The organism is Lottiidibacillus patelloidae (assembly GCF_002262935.1).
Lineage (GTDB): Bacteria > Bacillota > Bacilli > Bacillales > SA5d-4 > Lottiidibacillus > Lottiidibacillus patelloidae.
In genome coordinates, this window is sequence record NZ_NPIA01000005.1 from 141,827 (window position 1) to 158,192 (window position 16,366).

The following is a 16,366-nucleotide window of genomic DNA, read 5'->3' on the forward strand; positions in this document are numbered from 1 at the left end:
ATTTAGGTTAAAAAGAAAAACACTAGAGCATCTAGTGTTTTCAAAGCTTAATTAAGAATAGGTGCCTTGCGTAACTTTGTAGCTTGTTCATATGAAAAACTAATTTCGAGTAGCTTACCTTCTTCATATTTACTAGCAGTAAAAGTTATACCTAAAGGTTTACCTTCTTTTGTATAGCCGGCTGGTACTGTGATAGAAGGATAACCAGCTTTTGCCGGTAACCCAGCACCAAAATTGTTCGGAGTAATAATTGCATCTAAATTATACTGCTTCATCACCGCATCGATTCCATTTTCTTGCGAGCAGTACAGATCTTTTTCTCTTGCTTCAATATATGCAGGCTCAGTTAACGTTCCAGTAGTTGCTTCAGACATTTCCAATAAGGATTGGCCGTATTTTAACATTTGCTCCTTATGTTCGTGATTAAAGTTTATTAAGTCTTTTAAAGATTTGATAGATACATTAGAACTTGTCTTTTGTAGATATGTATTTAAATCAACTTTAAATTCATATATTAAAGTTTCGTATCCAAGTTCCACATTACTTGAAGGAATTTTAATATTATCAATAATTGTAGCACCACATTCACGTAGTTTATTTATTGCCACATCCATTATATTCATTTCTTCTTCATTTAAATAAGAGAATGCAGGTTCCCTCAACACACCAATTGTCTTTCCATTTAGTCCTTTATCATCGAGGAAAGTAGAATATTCTGTATCTCCTAAATTGTTTGTTTTCGTAGCAATATCCGTGTCGTCTACCCCTGAGATAGCTGATAATACAATTGCTGCGTCAGTAACAGATCTTGCCATCGGGCCAGCTGTATCTTGACTATTAGAGATTGGAATAATTCCAGATCGACTAACTAACCCAACGGTAGGTTTGATGCCGACGATTGAATTAGAACTGGCAGGGCTTAATATAGAACCAGAAGTTTCTGTACCGATTGCTACCATTGCAAAGTTACTTGCAATTGCAGCTCCAGAGCCACTACTTGAGCCACCTACATCAAAAATTCCTGGTCCATAAGGGTTCATTACTTGACCACCACGGGAACTATATCCACTTGGCATCCCTTCGGTCATAAAGTTTGCCCATTCAGTCATATTTACTTTTCCAAGAATAACCGCGCCAGCTTCGCGAAGTTTTTTTACAATATGAGCATCCTCACTTGCCACATTTTCTTGCAGTGCTATTGACCCTGCACTTGTATGCATTTTATCATTTGTGTTGATATTATCTTTTAGTAGTATAGGAATGCCGTGGAGCATCCCACGCTTACCTTTTTGCATCCTTTCTGTATCAAGTGCCTCGGCAATGAAAACAGCATCGGGATTAATTTCTAAAACAGCATTTATTTTTTCGTTAAACATACTTATACGGCTCAGATACATTAATACGATGTCCTTGTAAGATACTACAGATTGATCAACTGCTTCTTGAATGTCTGAAATAGAAGCTTCTAGTAACCATGTTTCACTAAATTTTTTTAGTCTGGAATTTATCATTATTAACACTCCTTAATTAGTAATAGCTTTAAAGGTTCTTTTACAACAATTTCTTTTACATAAGTGTAGCATAAGCCATTTCCATGTAACATTTTTAAGATTATTACATAAACGTAATTTATATCTTTAATATTCCGCTAACACCTGTGATACAATATTTGTTATCATATTAAAAACATACTGTAAAGTAGTTTTAAAAATAGATATAAGGAGGAAAATGATAATGGAAGAAAACACGTCAAATTTTATTAGACCTATTATTAAAGAAGATTTAGAGACGGGTAGACGCGACCAGGTTATCACACGTTTTCCACCAGAGCCAAATGGCTATTTACATATCGGACATGCAAAATCAATTATTACAAACTTCGATTTAGCGGATGAGTTCAATGGAAAGACGAACTTACGCTTTGATGATACAAATCCTTTAAAAGAAGATACGGAGTATGTAGAAGCGATAAAAGAAGATGTGAAATGGTTAGGCTACGACTGGGACGGACTATTTTTTGCTTCGGATTACTTTGAAGAAATGTACAATCGTGCAGTAATTCTAATTAAAAAAGGTCTGGCTTATGTGGATGATCTTTCTCAAGAGGAGATTAGAGAGCTGCGTGGGACTTTAACTGAGCCTGGGAAGGATAGCCCATATCGCACACGCTCTGTAGAGGAAAACCTAGCGTTATTTGAAAAGATGCGTAACGGTGAATTCGCAAATGGTGAGAAAGTATTAAGAGCGAAAATTGATATGAGTTCGCCAAATATTAATTTACGTGACCCGGTTATTTACCGTATTTCCCATACTTCGCACCACAATACAGGTGATAAGTGGTGCATTTATCCAATGTACAGTTTTGCTCACCCAATTGAAGATGCAATTGAGGATGTTACACACTCCATCTGTACGTTAGAGTTTGAAGATCAAAGGCCTTTATATAATTGGTTTGTTGAACATTGTGAAATGGAAAGTAAGCCGCAACAAATTGAGTTTGGTCGCTTAAACTTAACAAATACAGTAATGAGTAAACGTAAATTGAAGCAATTGGTAGACGAAGGCGTTGTTGACGGTTGGGATGATCCACGTATGCCTACTATTTCAGGACTACGCCGTCGTGGTTATACTGCAGAGGCGATTCGTGCTTTTGTACGTGAACTAGGAGTAGGAAAAGGCGATGGGGCTGTTGACAATCGTGTACTTGATCATTTTGTAAGAGAAGACTTAAAGTTAAAAGCACCTCGTACAATGGGGGTTCTTCGTCCTTTGAAAGTTGTTATTAAGAACTATCCTGAAGGACAAGTGGAAATGCTTGATGCAGAAATAAATCCAGAGAATCCAGAAATGGGTATGCGTCAAATTCCTTTCTCACGCGAAATATATATTGAGCAAGAAGATTTTATGGAAAATCCACCAAAGAAATACTTCAGATTATTCCCAGGTAATGAAGTTCGCTTAAAGCATGCATATTTTATTAAATGTGAAGATGTCATTAAGGATGAAAATGGGAATGTAGTTGAAGTACATTGTACGTATGATCCTGAGACAAAAAGCGGATCAGGATTTACTGGACGGAAAGTAAAAGGGACACTTCATTGGGTAGAGGCTTCACAAGCAATACCTGCAGAGTTCCGTCTATACGAACCGTTAATTTTAGATAAAGAAGAAGATGAAGTTGATAATTTGAAAGAAGATGGCAAGACATTTTTAGACTATGTAAACCCAAATTCTCTTCAAATACTAAATGGCTTTATTGAGCCGAACATGAAAGACATTAGTCCACAAGATAAGTTCCAATTCTTTAGACATGGGTATTTTAATGTTGACCCTAAGCATACTACTGCAGATAAATTTGTCTTTAATTTAATCGTGTCACTGAAGAGTTCGTTCAAACTATAAAAATAAGGACCTAGCCCCTACTAAACAGGGTTAGGTCCTTTTCCTTTTACTTTAAGATGTCTATACATACTTTATTACGGCCACTTTCTTTTGCTTTATAAAGTGCTTCATCAGCAATTATAATAAGTTTTTGCTTGGTAATATCGTAAAACTTAGGGTATACATATGCCGCCCCTATACTAATAGTTACATATTCACTTGATTGCGACTCACTATGTGGAATATTCAAATTCTCAACTCGCTTGCGACAATCCTCTAAAAAATCACCTAAGCTATCTTCGGAAATGTTTGAAAGAACAGCGACAAACTCTTCGCCACCCATTCTTGCTGCTATACCATTATGCTCAGTGATACAATCGTTAATACAATTTGCAACTTTATATAACGTTTCATCACCTTCTTGGTGTCCATAAGTATCGTTATATTTTTTAAAATAATCAATATCGAAATAGATAAATGATATCGATTTTTCAAGATTCTGGACTTCATCCCAAAGGTTGTTATATACATTTTCTAAATATCGGCGATTTGGTATTTTGGTTAACTGGTCATAGTAAGATTGTTTTTTTAACGTGTCATTTGCGCTTTGTAATTCTTTTTTCGATTGCTCCAGTGACCTTGTTCGTTGTAATATCTTTTCTTCAAGTGTTTGGTTAAGGTCCTTTAATTGAGCCGAATACTTCTCAGCTTCATCGTAGGCTTTGTAAAGCCTTTTAGCAATAATGTAAACTTGTGAAAAAATAAAAACAAAAAGACCGACATTAGATAGTTCAAAAGATCCTAAAGAATTTTGAACATAGACAATATCCATAATTACTGTATACGCATAAAAACAAGCAAAAATTGCTACGAGCCATGCGCCTTCTCGTCTTCTACTTACTGCCAAGAAGATAGTGTAAATAATGTAAGCAATAGTCGAGAGAGTTAATGCCTGAAAATAATACAGTGTTTCAGAAAAAATAGAAACAGGTGTAACGACAACAGTAAGAATAAATGGAAGGCTAATGTATGTGATTAATTTACATATAGTTTTCGAAACTTCATTTCCAAATAAATAGTATAAAAACCAAATGAAAAGAGGTAACGCACTATAAAATGATAAGTATTCTATTTTATTTATTATACTGAATGGTATTGCTGGCAAAATTTCCATTAAAACTCGTTCATGCATTACGAAGAGTCGAAGCCCGATGACTAAGCAAAATGTACCGAATAATAACAAGTATAATTCAGTTTTTCGTAATAAAAATAAGGAAATATGGTATAGTCCAGATAATAGCAATATACCTAGAAGCATCATTTCATAAGATATTGCTAGTTTAGTTTTCGTAATAATCTGTTCCGTTGTCCCTAGCTCGAGAGTATCCCACATACCACCGTCCCTGTGGTGGAAATTAGCCATTACTAAAGTTAATTTTGTAACATTAGATATTGGTGTAAAAAATACTTCTTCCGTGACCATAGCAGGAAATGTTTCATCTTTCGTTAAGCCAGGTTTCCCTGCGCTTTTTACGAGATTATCGTTTATGTACAAATGGTAAGAACTAGAAATCGCAGGAACTTTAATAGCAAATTCTTTATTAGCTTCTAAATGATGAATAAATAATGTGTAGGTAGCAAAACCCTTTGAAGGAAACTCTTCAACTTTATTCCAAGATCCAGGAACAAGAATCGTTGAACTACTTTCTTGTTGAACACCTTCTGGTAACATTTCATCCCAAGCAAAAAGCCACTCGCCCTTTAATTTAAGTGTACCCATCTCCTCAAAATTCCAGTATCTTGCATCGATAGCTCCTCTTTCCGCTTGTAGAGGGGAGTTATGGGTGCAACCTACTAATAAGAAAATGATAGATATTAGTAAAAACAAGTATTTATTATTACTTTTCAATAAATCACGCCCATATCAAAAATATATATTTTTATTGCCTTTGTATAAAAGATTATAAGAATTCTAATATATATATTTTAGCACATATTCAATAGAGTACTTAAATTAATTTATATGCTAAATTCCAATGGCAATTTCGAAAGGGTCTATCATGCTATAATAAGTGAAAGACAACAAGATGCTAAGGCAGGAAGGTGATTACATGTATTCACAGATAGGCTTTATTGGTTGTGGTAAGATGGCACAAGCTATGATAGAAGGTCTAATTAGTTCAGGAAAAGTCAGACCATCACAAATAATTGCAAATGCTAAATCAGTAGAAACATTAACAAAAGTTAAAAAAAAATATGATATTTTTGTTACAGATGATGCAAGAGAAGTAACAAAATTTGCTGATGTGCTTTTTATAGCAGTCAAACCGAATCTATATGAAGAAGTGCTAACAAATATAAAAGACTATATTAGAGAAAACACGGTAGTAATATCAATTGCAGCTGGTATAACCATTCGCTTCATGGAAGAAACATGCCAAAAAAATGTTAAAGTAATCCGTACTATGCCTAACACTCCAAGCCTTGTAGGGGAAGGAATGACGGCAGTTTGTGCAAATGAGTTAGTGAATGAGGAAGAGCTAACAATTGTTAAAGCAATCTTTGAATGCTTTAGTAAAGTGGAAATAATTGATGAAAGCTTAATGGATGCTATTCCCGCCATAAGTGGTTCCTCACCGGCATATGTTTACATGTTAATTGAGGCAATGGCTGACGGTGGTGTCCTTCAAGGGATCCCAAGGGATCAAGCATATAGATTAACTGCTCAAGCAATATTAGGAGCTGCAAAAATGGTTCTTGAAACGGGAATGCATCCAGGAGAGTTGAAAGATAATGTATGTACGCCAGGCGGGGCAACAATAGAAGCAATATCAACATTAGAAAAAAATAATTTCAGAGCTGCTGTTTTAGCTGCAATGGAAAATTGCACTACAAAATCTGTTGCTTTAATGAACAACAAATCTTAAAAGGAAAGAGGTTGAGATTGTGGTAATTCGATCTAACATGACTTCTCAAGCAATTATTGAAGTGTGGGGAGACACGAAAGAAGTATTTGAGCAATTTGGGATAGCAATAAATTCTAAACAATTACAAACTTTGGTGAGTGGAGAGAAATTACAGAAGTTATTGAAAGCTTTAAATGATAAAGTAGGTAGCTCAAGTAATACATGTATAGAAGGTGGCTGACAAGTGCCAGCTAATTAGGAATAGGGTATTCCTTATAAAAAATGCACCTTAATTTGTTAGATAGATCTACAAATTAAGGAGCATTTCCTATTTATTGTGGGAACTTTTCATATAAACGGTGATCAACAAAAAATGGGCCAAATGGAACAACGGAAGCGACCATCGCGATAAAAGCTTTTAATAATGACCAGCGAATTGCAAATACAACAAAAATAATGGAAGCAATATATAATACGAATAATCCGCCGTGCAAAGCACCAACGATAGATACTGCAAGAGGAAAATCAAAAAAGTATTTTAAGGGCATTGCAATAAATAATAGTACTAGGAATGAAATACCTTCAATAATACCTAACATACGTACGTAATTTAATGGAGTCTTTAACAATGAAATCATCTCCTAATAGAGTTTGTACCTTAGTAAGTGTATATAAAATTTTCTGTTTTGACAATGGAAAAATGGTGTTGGACTGTCACTGAAGTATGTGAGATAGTAATAGCAAGAAAAAGTCGTTTAATAAAGGAATGAATAATATTTGAGTATATATTTAATAGAAAATTTAACAAAAACATATGGGGAAAAAGTATTATTTAATAACATCTCTTTTTCTATATCAGAAGGAGATAGAATTGGTTTAATCGGAGTTAATGGTACTGGAAAATCAACTCTATTAAAAGTAATTGCTGGGATTGATTCCGCTGATTCAGGGAAAAAAAGTCATGCTAAAGACTTTCATATAGAGTATTTACCACAATATCCAGACCTCCATGAAGATTTAACGGTTTTTGAGCAAATTTATTACGGTGATTCAGAGTTAATGAGTGTTCTGCGAGAATATGAGCAGCTATTAGAACAATTAGAGTCTTCTCCAAATAATGAATCCATTCAGAAAAAACTATTCAGAGTCCAAGAGAAGATGGATACGTTAGAAGCTTGGGAAGCTAGTACAATTGCTAAAACAGTATTAACAAAATTAGGAGTAACAGATTTCACAAAACGTGTTAGCGAGTTATCTGGAGGGCAAAAAAAACGAGTAGCAATCGCTAAAGCGCTTATTCAACCTGCCGATTTATTAATTTTAGATGAGCCAACGAACCATTTAGATAATGAGACAATCGAATGGTTAGAAAGTTTTTTAGGACAATACAATGGTGCTTTAATGCTAGTAACTCACGATCGTTATTTTCTTAATAGAGTAACCAACAAAATCATCGAGCTTGATAAAGGGAACATGTATTCATACAGTGGTAACTATGAAGTTTTCCTTGAGAAGAAAGCGGAAAGAGAAGAAGCTGAAATTGTCGGCGAAAATAAGCGACAAAATTTATTACGTAAAGAGCTAGCTTGGTTAAGGCGCGGGGCAAAAGCGAGAACGACGAAACAAAAAGCACGTATCGATCGAGTTCATAAATTAAAAGATGAACAACTAGATTTGAACGAAAGTCATTTAGACATCGCCTTAGGGTCATCCCGTTTAGGTAAAAATGTTATTGAATTAGAAAATATTTCAAAAACATTTTCAAATCGTGAAGTAATTAAAAACTTTAACTATTTAGTTGTCAGAAAAGAACGCTTAGGCATTATTGGTCCGAATGGTAGTGGGAAGTCCACGCTACTAAATATAATGGCAGGAAAAATACAGCCCGATGAAGGAATAGTTCATATTGGAGAAACTGTAAAACTAGGTTACTATACACAAGATCATATAGAGATGAATGAGAACCTTCGAGTCGTTGAATATATAAAAGAGGAAGCTGAAATTGTAAAAACTGCAGATGGATCAATAATAACTGCGGAACAAATGCTAGAACGATTCCTTTTTCACAGATCGATGCAACATTCATACATTCGCACCCTTTCCGGTGGAGAGAGACGCAGGCTCTATTTATTGCGGACATTAATGAGCGAACCTAATGTATTATTTTTAGATGAGCCAACGAACGATTTAGATACAGAAACATTGACTATTCTAGAAGATTACTTGCAGCAGTTCCCAGGAGTAGTTATTACAGTTTCTCATGATCGGTATTTTTTAGATCGAGTAGTTGACCATTTAATTACATTTGAAGGAAATGGTCTCATTAAACGTTTCCATGGAAATTATAGTGATTACTTGGCATTAAAACATGAGCAAAAATTGCAGGTCAAGGAAGTTGAAAAAGAAAGTAAACAAGTTGAAGAAAAACAAACAACTTGGAAAAAAGAGAAGAAGAAAAGGCTTTCTTACCAAGAGAAAAAAGAGTGGGAAGAGATAGAAAATAAGATAGAGGAACTTGAAGGTGAAAACGAAAGGTTACTTCAGGAGATTGCGAATGCCGGAAGTGATATTGGAAAAGTTACAGAATTGCATAAGTTACAACAAAAAACAGAGATTATGTTGGAGGAAACTGTGGAAAGATGGTCCGAACTGTCCGCATTAGTAGAGGAAATTGAAAAAAAGTAAAAAATAATAATAAGTTATCTAAAGTACTAAAAGTGATGAAAAGTATAATTTCATCGCTTTTTTCATTTTTATTTTGGGAATAGTTTCTTGTTTTTTGGATAATTTAACCTTTATAAGTCATTGGTTAAATATGAAAGGAGCTATACTATTGAAGGAGTTACATTCATTCGGTTGGTATGCAGCAAAAGTATCGCCACACCTCCCTAAAAAAGCATTTAAACCTGTCCCTATGCGACTTTTAGGAGGATTTTTGTATGTCGTAGTAATCTCAAGTTGCTTTTTCCTCATCATAAAATATAATCTTCACCCGATATTAAATATCAGTATCTCTTTGCTTATTGGGTTTTGCTTTTCAGCAATTGGCTTTTTAGGTCATGAAATTTTACATGGTACTGTCGTTCGAAAAGCATGGCTTAGAGATTTATTAGGAGCATTTTTTATGCTTCCGATTAGTACAGGCCCACTACTGTGGAGGAAATGGCATAACATGACACATCACATTCACACGCAAGATGAAGAAAAGGACCCCGACGCTTGGCCAAGTATGGATGCTTTATCAAAAGTTCGCCTACTTCAATGGATGTATAAAATACCACAAAATGTTCGTGCTTTTTTTGCTTTTGCTTTTTTATTTATTACATTCACAATTCATTCAACGAAACAATTCTTCTTTTTTGTTAAACAAGCAAAACCGAAAAAGAAAATTACTTATTGGGTGCAGTTCCTAATTCCTTGGACATTGTGGTTGTCACTCTTATTGATGGTCGGATTTGAGAAATGGTTTTACACCTTTTTATTACCACTATTCATTACTAACTTTATTGTAATGAGTTATATATCGACAAATCATCGTCTAAATCCGCTGACAGAAATCAATGACCCATTAGCAAATAGTCTTTCCGTGACATTACCGAAGTGGATCGATGTGTTGCATTTTAATTTTTCATACCATACGGAACACCACCTTTTTCCGGGAATGAGTTCAAAGTACTACCCTTTAGTTAAGGAGCAAATATTAAAGTTATGGCCAGAACGTTATCATCAGATGCCAATGCATCTTGCAATGATAGCACTTTGGAAGACGCCTAGACTTTACTATAAAGAAAAAGAACTAATTGATCCTAAAAAAGGCAAGATTTATGGTTCGTTAGGACATGGTTTAGACCCAAAGGCAATTAATTTTCGAGAAGAGGATCGGGAGCAAAAAGAGATTTCTGCTGAACTAGCAGTTGACAAAAGAAATTAAACTTAGGGAGAGCACCACATGTTGTGGTGTTTTTTCCTTTTTATAGAGGCGTTAATAATCTGTTATAGTAGAACAATGATCAGGAAAAATGAAAGGTAAGATAAAATGAGAAAAATCGCTGTATTAGCAGAAAAACCTTCAGTAGCAAGAGACATAGCTAAAGTTTTAAACTGTCACAAAAAAGGAAATGGTTATTTAGAAGGTGAAAAATATATTGTAACTTGGGCGCTGGGACATTTAGTTACACTCGCAGATCCAGAGTCATACGACGATAAATATAAAACATGGAAGCTAGAAGATTTACCAATGCTCCCACAGTTAAAACTAGTTGTTATAAAGAAGACGAGCAAACAATTTAATGCCGTAAAAACGCAGCTAACAAGAAAAGATGTTACCGAAATTGTTATTGCAACTGATGCCGGTCGTGAGGGTGAGCTAGTTGCAAGATGGATAATTGAAAAGGCAAAAGTGAAAAAACCTTTAAAAAGATTATGGATATCTTCTGTTACGGACAAAGCTATTTTGGAAGGATTTAAGAAGTTAAAACGTGGATCTGACTATGAAAACTTGTACGCATCAGCAGTAGCTCGCTCAGAAGCAGATTGGTATGTCGGATTAAATGCTACACGTGCATTAACTTGTAAACATAATGCACAGTTATCATGTGGAAGAGTACAAACACCAACTCTTGCAATGATTGCTCGAAGGGAAGAAGTAATAAAAAATTTTAATCCTCAGCAATATTACGGTTTGGTTGCTCAACTAAGTAATTTTCAGTTAATATGGCAGGAAAAGAAATCAAAGAGTAATCGAACATTTAAAAAAGAAGAGCGTGACCAACTATTACTAAATTTAAAAGGTAACAAAGCTATAATAAAAGATGTAGAAAAAGTGGAGAAAAAGAGTTATGCACCAAACTTATATGATTTAACTGAATTACAGAGGGATGCGCACAATAAATTTGGTTATTCAGCAAAAGAGACATTATCAGTTATGCAAAACTTATATGAACGACATAAATTAGTTACGTACCCACGAACAGATTCGCGTTACTTATCTTCAGATATAGTAGATACGTTAAAAGCTCGCCTTGAAGCTTGTTCTGTTCCTCCATATCGCAAAGCAATAGCAAAAGTTTTACAAAAAACAATAAAAGGTAATAAATCATTTGTAAATGATCAAAAAGTTTCTGATCACCATGCAATTATTCCGACAGAGCAGACGCCGCATCTTGAAAAGTTAAGTAATAAGGAAAATAAAATATATGATTTAATTGTAAAGCGATTTATAGCAGTGCTATACCCAGCATTTGAATATGAACAAATTAAAGTCTATGCAGAAATACACGGAGAAATTTTTATAGCAACTGGAAAAAGAATAGTATCTAATGGATGGAAAGATGTTTATGATTATGAAATAGAAAAAGACGATATAGAATTAATAGACCAACGCCTTCCACCTTTAAAAATAGGTGAAAGGCTAGAAGTGCAAATACTGAAACCTACATCGGGTGAAACAAAACCACCAAAACCTTTTAATGAAGGAACATTACTTTCAGCAATGGAAAATCCAACTGCTGTTCTTGACCAAAGTGATGAAGAACTCAAGAAAAAGCTTAGAGAAACTGGAGGGTTAGGGACGGTTGCAACAAGAGCAGACATAATTGAAAAGTTATTCCATTCATTTTTGATTGAAAAGAATGGGAAGGAAATATCCCTTACTTCAAAAGGGAGACAACTATTAAATTTAGTCCCAGATGAATTGAAATCACCAGCGCTTACTGCTAATTGGGAAAATAGACTTGAGCTTATAGCAAAAGGAAAACTGCAAAAAACAACATTTATCGAAGACATGAAAGAATTCGCGAAATCTACTGTTCATCAAATAAAAACAGACAGTGAAAAGTTTAAGCATGATAATTTAACAAGTAAAAGGTGCCCTGAATGTAATAAACTTTTACTGGAAGTAAAAAACAAACGAGGGAAGATGCTCGTATGCCAAGATCGTGAATGTAACTATAAAAAAGGAATTAATAAAGTTACGAATGCAAGATGTCCTCAATGCAAAAAGAAATTAAATCTTCATGGTCAAGGTGAGGCTCAAACGTTTGTTTGTCAGTGTGGACACCGTGAAAAGCTTTCTGCTTTTAATAAGAGAAGAAATAAGGAAAAAAATAGTAAAGCTTCAAAGAGAGATGTGTCAAAGTATTTAAAAGAGCAGCATAAAGAGGAACCACCTTTAAATACTGCGTTAGCTGATGCATTAGCAAAGTTAAAATTAAATAAATAAGTAATAAGTCTCTATTCTTTCATGTACTGCGAAAAGAATGGGGGCTTTTTATTTTGTAATAATTTCTATAAAATATCAAAAAATTACAAAAAATATTAAGAAGTGCGACAGGAATCCACATATTTCAAACGAATAATACTATAGTATTAGGTGAATTTTGAAAATACTTGTAAATTTGAGATAAGGAATGGAGCATCACAACTATGGAATTTTATTCTCTAACAGAATTTATGATTTCAATTGTATTAGGTGGTATAGCTGCTTTTGGCGGTATGTTTCTCATTAAGAAATTACCTAGTTTAAAAGCGGAAGGGTTAATGATTCATTGGAGTTCTCTCCTTATTTCAGGAATTATATGTTTAATGTACTTATATGGAGGTTTTTGGGGATCTCCTTCTAATATTGACTATATGGTAGGAATCCTTTTCTTCATTTTCACAGCTATTGCAATAAATATTACCGTAAATACCATTCGGTTACATGAAGTTTCCTTTTTTCGTCTCATTATTGGAGCGTTTATTTTTGCTGCATGTATCACGATTGTGAATATGGTTGATTTTCTTCAACAACTTATTAATAACAAATTACAAATAAATTTCCTCCTTTTTTCTAGTGGGGTAATTTTGGCCTTCGGTAACTCTGTTGCTTCAATAAGGTTCATACGACAAATTCGAAGTGTAGCTCTCGTAAACTTTTATTGGCTTTTCTTTGGTAGTGTGGCAATTGGTATGGCATTTGCTAGTTTGAGATATACTCTTTTTTCTAGTGTAACGTTTTTATCTGATGTGCACTTGTTTACAAATACTTATATGACCTTTATAGAGAACTGGGCATATATAGATAACACCCTACTTCCATTAACAATAAATATTTTAGGTCTAGTAATCTTAGAATTAGTTCCAGGCTTTTTTGGAGACAAGCATAATAAACAACAAGCAGAAATAATTGTTGAAAACAAACAGCGTTACAAATCTCTATTTGATAATGGGGCAGTTGCCATATTTTCACTAGATGTTGACGGTAATGTTCATGCTGCCAATGGAACTGCATTAAACATAGCAAAATATAAAAAGGAAGAAATTACTTCAATAGGGCCATTTTTAAGATTAATATTTCCAGCGGATCGAAATAAATTTAAAGAATCTTTTGAACAAGCTGTCCAAGGTAATTCTACATACTCAGAAACGAAGTTATTAGCAAAAACTAGTGAAATAGTAGATATGCAAATGACAATTGTTCCAACATTTGTTAAGGGGAAAGTTACTAATATTACGATATTAATGAAAGATATATCAGAAACGATACAAGCGAGGGAGCAAATTCATTATTTAGCCTACCATGATCCACTTACAAATTTACCAAATAGAAGGCATTTTACAGATAAAGTTAAACAATATGTAAATGATGAACGAGAATTTGCCTTAATATTTTTAGATGTCGACCGTTTTAAAGTAATTAACGATGTTTTAGGTCATGCTATGGGTGATGAATTATTACTTGTATTAGCAGAAAGACTAAGTGATATTGTCGGTGAAAATGGATTAGTTGCTAGAATGGGTGGCGATGAATTCACAATACTGTTACCAAGTGATTTTGCTGTACAAGATGTAGAGATACTCGTGCAAACAATGGTCGATGTAATAAATACTCCATTCCATATAAAGGACCAAGAATTATATGTAACAGGTAGTATCGGAATAGCAATGTACCCTGAAGATGGAAGAAATCATATAGAACTAATGAAACATGCAGATACCGCAATGTACCGAGCGAAAGAAAAAGGAAAAAACACTTATGAATTTTACTATAACCATTCAGATTCTAAAGCTGGAGACCGGTTGGCATTAGAAAAGGATATGCGTAAATCAATAATTAATAACGACTTTGAACTTTACTATCAACCACAAGTAAATACACATACTGGAAAGGTAACGAGCGTTGAGGCTTTAATAAGATGGAATCATCCAGAGAAAGGTGTTATTGCACCATCTCATTTTATTCCAATTGCTGAAGAAACAGGTATTATCCATGAACTTGGTGAATGGGTCGTGCGCCAAGCGTGTAAACAAGTTAGAAAGTGGCAAGTTGACGGTTTTGCCGAGCTTCAATTAAGTGTAAATATCTCAATAAAACAGTTTTACAATAAAAACTTCGTTTCTGTAATTAAAGACATTTTAGAGGAAACGAAATTCGATCCGAAAAATCTAGACATAGAAATTACAGAAACGATGGCTATGAAAGATGTCGACCATGCCATTCATATCTTTGAACAATTAAAAGCACTAGGAATTTCTATTAGTTTAGATGACTTTGGTAAAGGGTATAGTTCATTAAATCATATTAAAGACTTACCTATTAATCGATTGAAAATTGATGGGTCATTTATTCAAGATGTACCTACAAATCAAGAAGCAATAATCATAATAAAAACAATTATTGCAATGGCAAGAACATTAAATATCACTTCAATGGCGGAGCATGTAGAAAATGAAGACCAACTGAACTTCTTAAAGCAATTAAATTGTGATGAAATGCAAGGATATTACTTTACACCACCAATGCCTGCGAATAAAGCAAAAAAATGGTTTGAAGAGCATTCATACTTACATGAAAAAATCCCTTTCTCAAGTTAATGAGAAAGGGATTTTTTATTTGTTACTACCTTGTCGTTTATTTTGCTGTTTTTCACGTTTCTTAATACTCATTCCTTGTACTTGTTCCTCAGTAATGTTTGGCTTCTTTTTTGGCATTTATATCCTCCTCTTTTATGTTGCTAAAAGTAGTGTGTGTAAATTAAAAAGAAGTATACCCATCTTCTAATGAGCCAAGGTAAGCTTAGTTTTCTAATAACTTCTTTAGTTTTTTATAATCACCTTTTACAGAATTGCTAACCATATATTTCATTATTGGTTCAGCAATTTTAAAGAAACCACTTGAGTCACCTTGAACAAGTGCACTTACTTTCGTTCCACCATCAACTGGTTCAACACTTCGAGTGACGACAATTGGAAAAGAGCCAGAGATACTTTCAATTTTTATTTTATTGTTTTCGATATATTCTACAACCCGAAATTTGGAGACAATTTGCTTTCCTAAAAATTTTGCAACTTGGTCGTATTCGCTCCCTACATTTATAGGACCTTCCGAAGTAAATTTAGCAGAAATCATACCACCTTGCCATAAAGGATTGTTCTCAAAGTTAGCAATATAAGAAAAAACATCTTTGTAATCTTTATTTATAAATACTTCCGATTGAACATTTATCATCTTTTCACCTCATCGATTTTAAAAAGAAACGTAAATATATGATACCATAGAATTAAATATTATAATTTTCAGAAAGTATATAACGATAATAAGGAGTTTATTTATGAAAGAAACAAAGGTAGTGAACTTAACAAATAGGCAACACGCTGTGAATTGCTTTAATGCGGTTTGGGACTTGTTAGAAAAAGTAGATAGAACAAAACAAGAGGATGAGGAAATGATTCATAAAGCACATTCCTCATTTTATCATTGGACAAAAGTAAAAGACGTTACTGCAACAAATATTTCAGTTGGTTATTGGCAGTTGGCTAGAGTGTATGCGGTATTACAAATTGGTGAAAGGGCGTTATATTATGCTGAAAGGTGTCTTGAAATAAGCTTTAATAATAACCTCGAACCTTTTTACATGGCTTATGCCCATGAGGCATTGTCGAGGGCTTATGCGGTACTAGGTAAAGAGAATGAATCGAGCGTACAAAAGGAAAAATGTAAGGAGATAATATCCAAAATAGAAAATGAGGAATATAAACAATTAGTAGAGAACGATATACATACAATAGAAAGTAGCATTTAGATTGTAAAAAAAGGTGGG

The 16,366-nt window shown here is 34.0% G+C and carries 12 protein-coding genes; 8 read left to right on the forward strand and 4 right to left on the reverse strand.

Annotation, left to right across the window (positions count from 1 at the left end; translation table 11 throughout):
- Positions 1 to 47: 47 nt before the first annotated feature.
- Positions 48 to 1,511: an amidase family protein gene (locus tag CIB95_RS10665; protein WP_094924989.1), complete on the reverse strand. Its 1,464-nt coding sequence runs from the start codon at positions 1,509 to 1,511 to the stop codon at positions 48 to 50.
- Between the two features lie 223 nt (positions 1,512 to 1,734).
- Here CIB95_RS10665 and CIB95_RS10670 point away from each other — a divergent pair, with 223 nt between their 5' ends.
- Positions 1,735 to 3,402, forward strand: coding sequence for a glutamine--tRNA ligase/YqeY domain fusion protein (locus CIB95_RS10670; RefSeq protein WP_094924991.1), 1,668 nt, complete (start codon positions 1,735 to 1,737; stop codon positions 3,400 to 3,402).
- A gap of 46 nt (positions 3,403 to 3,448) precedes the next feature.
- On the opposite strand, the gene CIB95_RS10675 is transcribed toward CIB95_RS10670, so the two are convergent.
- Complete coding sequence (locus tag CIB95_RS10675; protein WP_142296498.1) at positions 3,449 to 5,290, reverse strand: diguanylate cyclase domain-containing protein; 1,842 nt, start codon at positions 5,288 to 5,290, stop codon at positions 3,449 to 3,451.
- Between the two features lie 202 nt (positions 5,291 to 5,492).
- Between CIB95_RS10675 and proC the strand changes: the two genes are divergently transcribed.
- Positions 5,493 to 6,308, forward strand: coding sequence for a pyrroline-5-carboxylate reductase (gene proC, locus CIB95_RS10680; RefSeq protein ID WP_094924994.1), 816 nt, complete (start codon positions 5,493 to 5,495; stop codon positions 6,306 to 6,308).
- 19 nt (positions 6,309 to 6,327) lie between these two features.
- Complete coding sequence (locus CIB95_RS10685; RefSeq protein ID WP_233144115.1) at positions 6,328 to 6,528, forward strand: hypothetical protein; 201 nt, start codon at positions 6,328 to 6,330, stop codon at positions 6,526 to 6,528.
- Between the two features lie 91 nt (positions 6,529 to 6,619).
- On the opposite strand, the gene CIB95_RS10690 is transcribed toward CIB95_RS10685, so the two are convergent.
- Positions 6,620 to 6,916 (reverse strand): DUF3817 domain-containing protein, encoded by a 297-nt coding sequence (locus CIB95_RS10690; RefSeq protein WP_198949191.1) that lies wholly within the window; start codon positions 6,914 to 6,916, stop codon positions 6,620 to 6,622.
- Positions 6,917 to 7,064: 148 nt separating this feature from the next.
- Here CIB95_RS10690 and CIB95_RS10695 point away from each other — a divergent pair, with 148 nt between their 5' ends.
- From CIB95_RS10695 to CIB95_RS10710, 4 genes are all read left to right on the forward strand, one after another.
- Positions 7,065 to 8,972, forward strand: coding sequence for an ABC-F family ATP-binding cassette domain-containing protein (locus CIB95_RS10695; protein ID WP_094924997.1), 1,908 nt, complete (start codon positions 7,065 to 7,067; stop codon positions 8,970 to 8,972).
- Between the two features lie 148 nt (positions 8,973 to 9,120).
- Positions 9,121 to 10,218 (forward strand): fatty acid desaturase family protein, encoded by a 1,098-nt coding sequence (locus CIB95_RS10700; RefSeq protein WP_094924999.1) that lies wholly within the window; start codon positions 9,121 to 9,123, stop codon positions 10,216 to 10,218.
- A gap of 105 nt (positions 10,219 to 10,323) precedes the next feature.
- Complete coding sequence (locus CIB95_RS10705; RefSeq protein WP_094925001.1) at positions 10,324 to 12,507, forward strand: DNA topoisomerase III; 2,184 nt, start codon at positions 10,324 to 10,326, stop codon at positions 12,505 to 12,507.
- A gap of 203 nt (positions 12,508 to 12,710) precedes the next feature.
- A complete protein-coding gene (locus CIB95_RS10710; protein ID WP_094925002.1) occupies positions 12,711 to 15,140 on the forward strand; it encodes a putative bifunctional diguanylate cyclase/phosphodiesterase in 2,430 nt (809 codons plus the stop codon).
- Between the two features lie 202 nt (positions 15,141 to 15,342).
- On the opposite strand, the gene CIB95_RS10715 is transcribed toward CIB95_RS10710, so the two are convergent.
- Positions 15,343 to 15,774 (reverse strand): SRPBCC family protein, encoded by a 432-nt coding sequence (locus tag CIB95_RS10715; protein ID WP_094925004.1) that lies wholly within the window; start codon positions 15,772 to 15,774, stop codon positions 15,343 to 15,345.
- A 103-nt stretch (positions 15,775 to 15,877) separates the two neighbouring features.
- Between CIB95_RS10715 and CIB95_RS10720 the strand changes: the two genes are divergently transcribed.
- The gene (locus CIB95_RS10720) at positions 15,878 to 16,348 is read left to right on the forward strand and encodes a hypothetical protein (RefSeq protein ID WP_094925005.1); all 471 of its coding nucleotides are present in this window, start codon (positions 15,878 to 15,880) and stop codon (positions 16,346 to 16,348) included.
- The last annotated feature ends 18 nt before the right edge of the window (positions 16,349 to 16,366 follow it).

Coding starts and splice junctions, on each gene's coding strand:
- CIB95_RS10715 (WP_094925004.1), bottom strand. CDS start 15,774: ATGATAAATGTTCAATCGGAAGTATTTATAAATAAAGATTACAAAGAT.
- CIB95_RS10665 (WP_094924989.1), bottom strand. CDS start 1,511: ATGATAAATTCCAGACTAAAAAAATTTAGTGAAACATGGTTACTAGAA.
- CIB95_RS10720 (WP_094925005.1), top strand. CDS start 15,878: ATGAAAGAAACAAAGGTAGTGAACTTAACAAATAGGCAACACGCTGTG.
- CIB95_RS10670 (WP_094924991.1), top strand. CDS start 1,735: ATGGAAGAAAACACGTCAAATTTTATTAGACCTATTATTAAAGAAGAT.
- CIB95_RS10710 (WP_094925002.1), top strand. CDS start 12,711: ATGGAATTTTATTCTCTAACAGAATTTATGATTTCAATTGTATTAGGT.
- CIB95_RS10705 (WP_094925001.1), top strand. CDS start 10,324: ATGAGAAAAATCGCTGTATTAGCAGAAAAACCTTCAGTAGCAAGAGAC.
- proC (WP_094924994.1), top strand. CDS start 5,493: ATGTATTCACAGATAGGCTTTATTGGTTGTGGTAAGATGGCACAAGCT.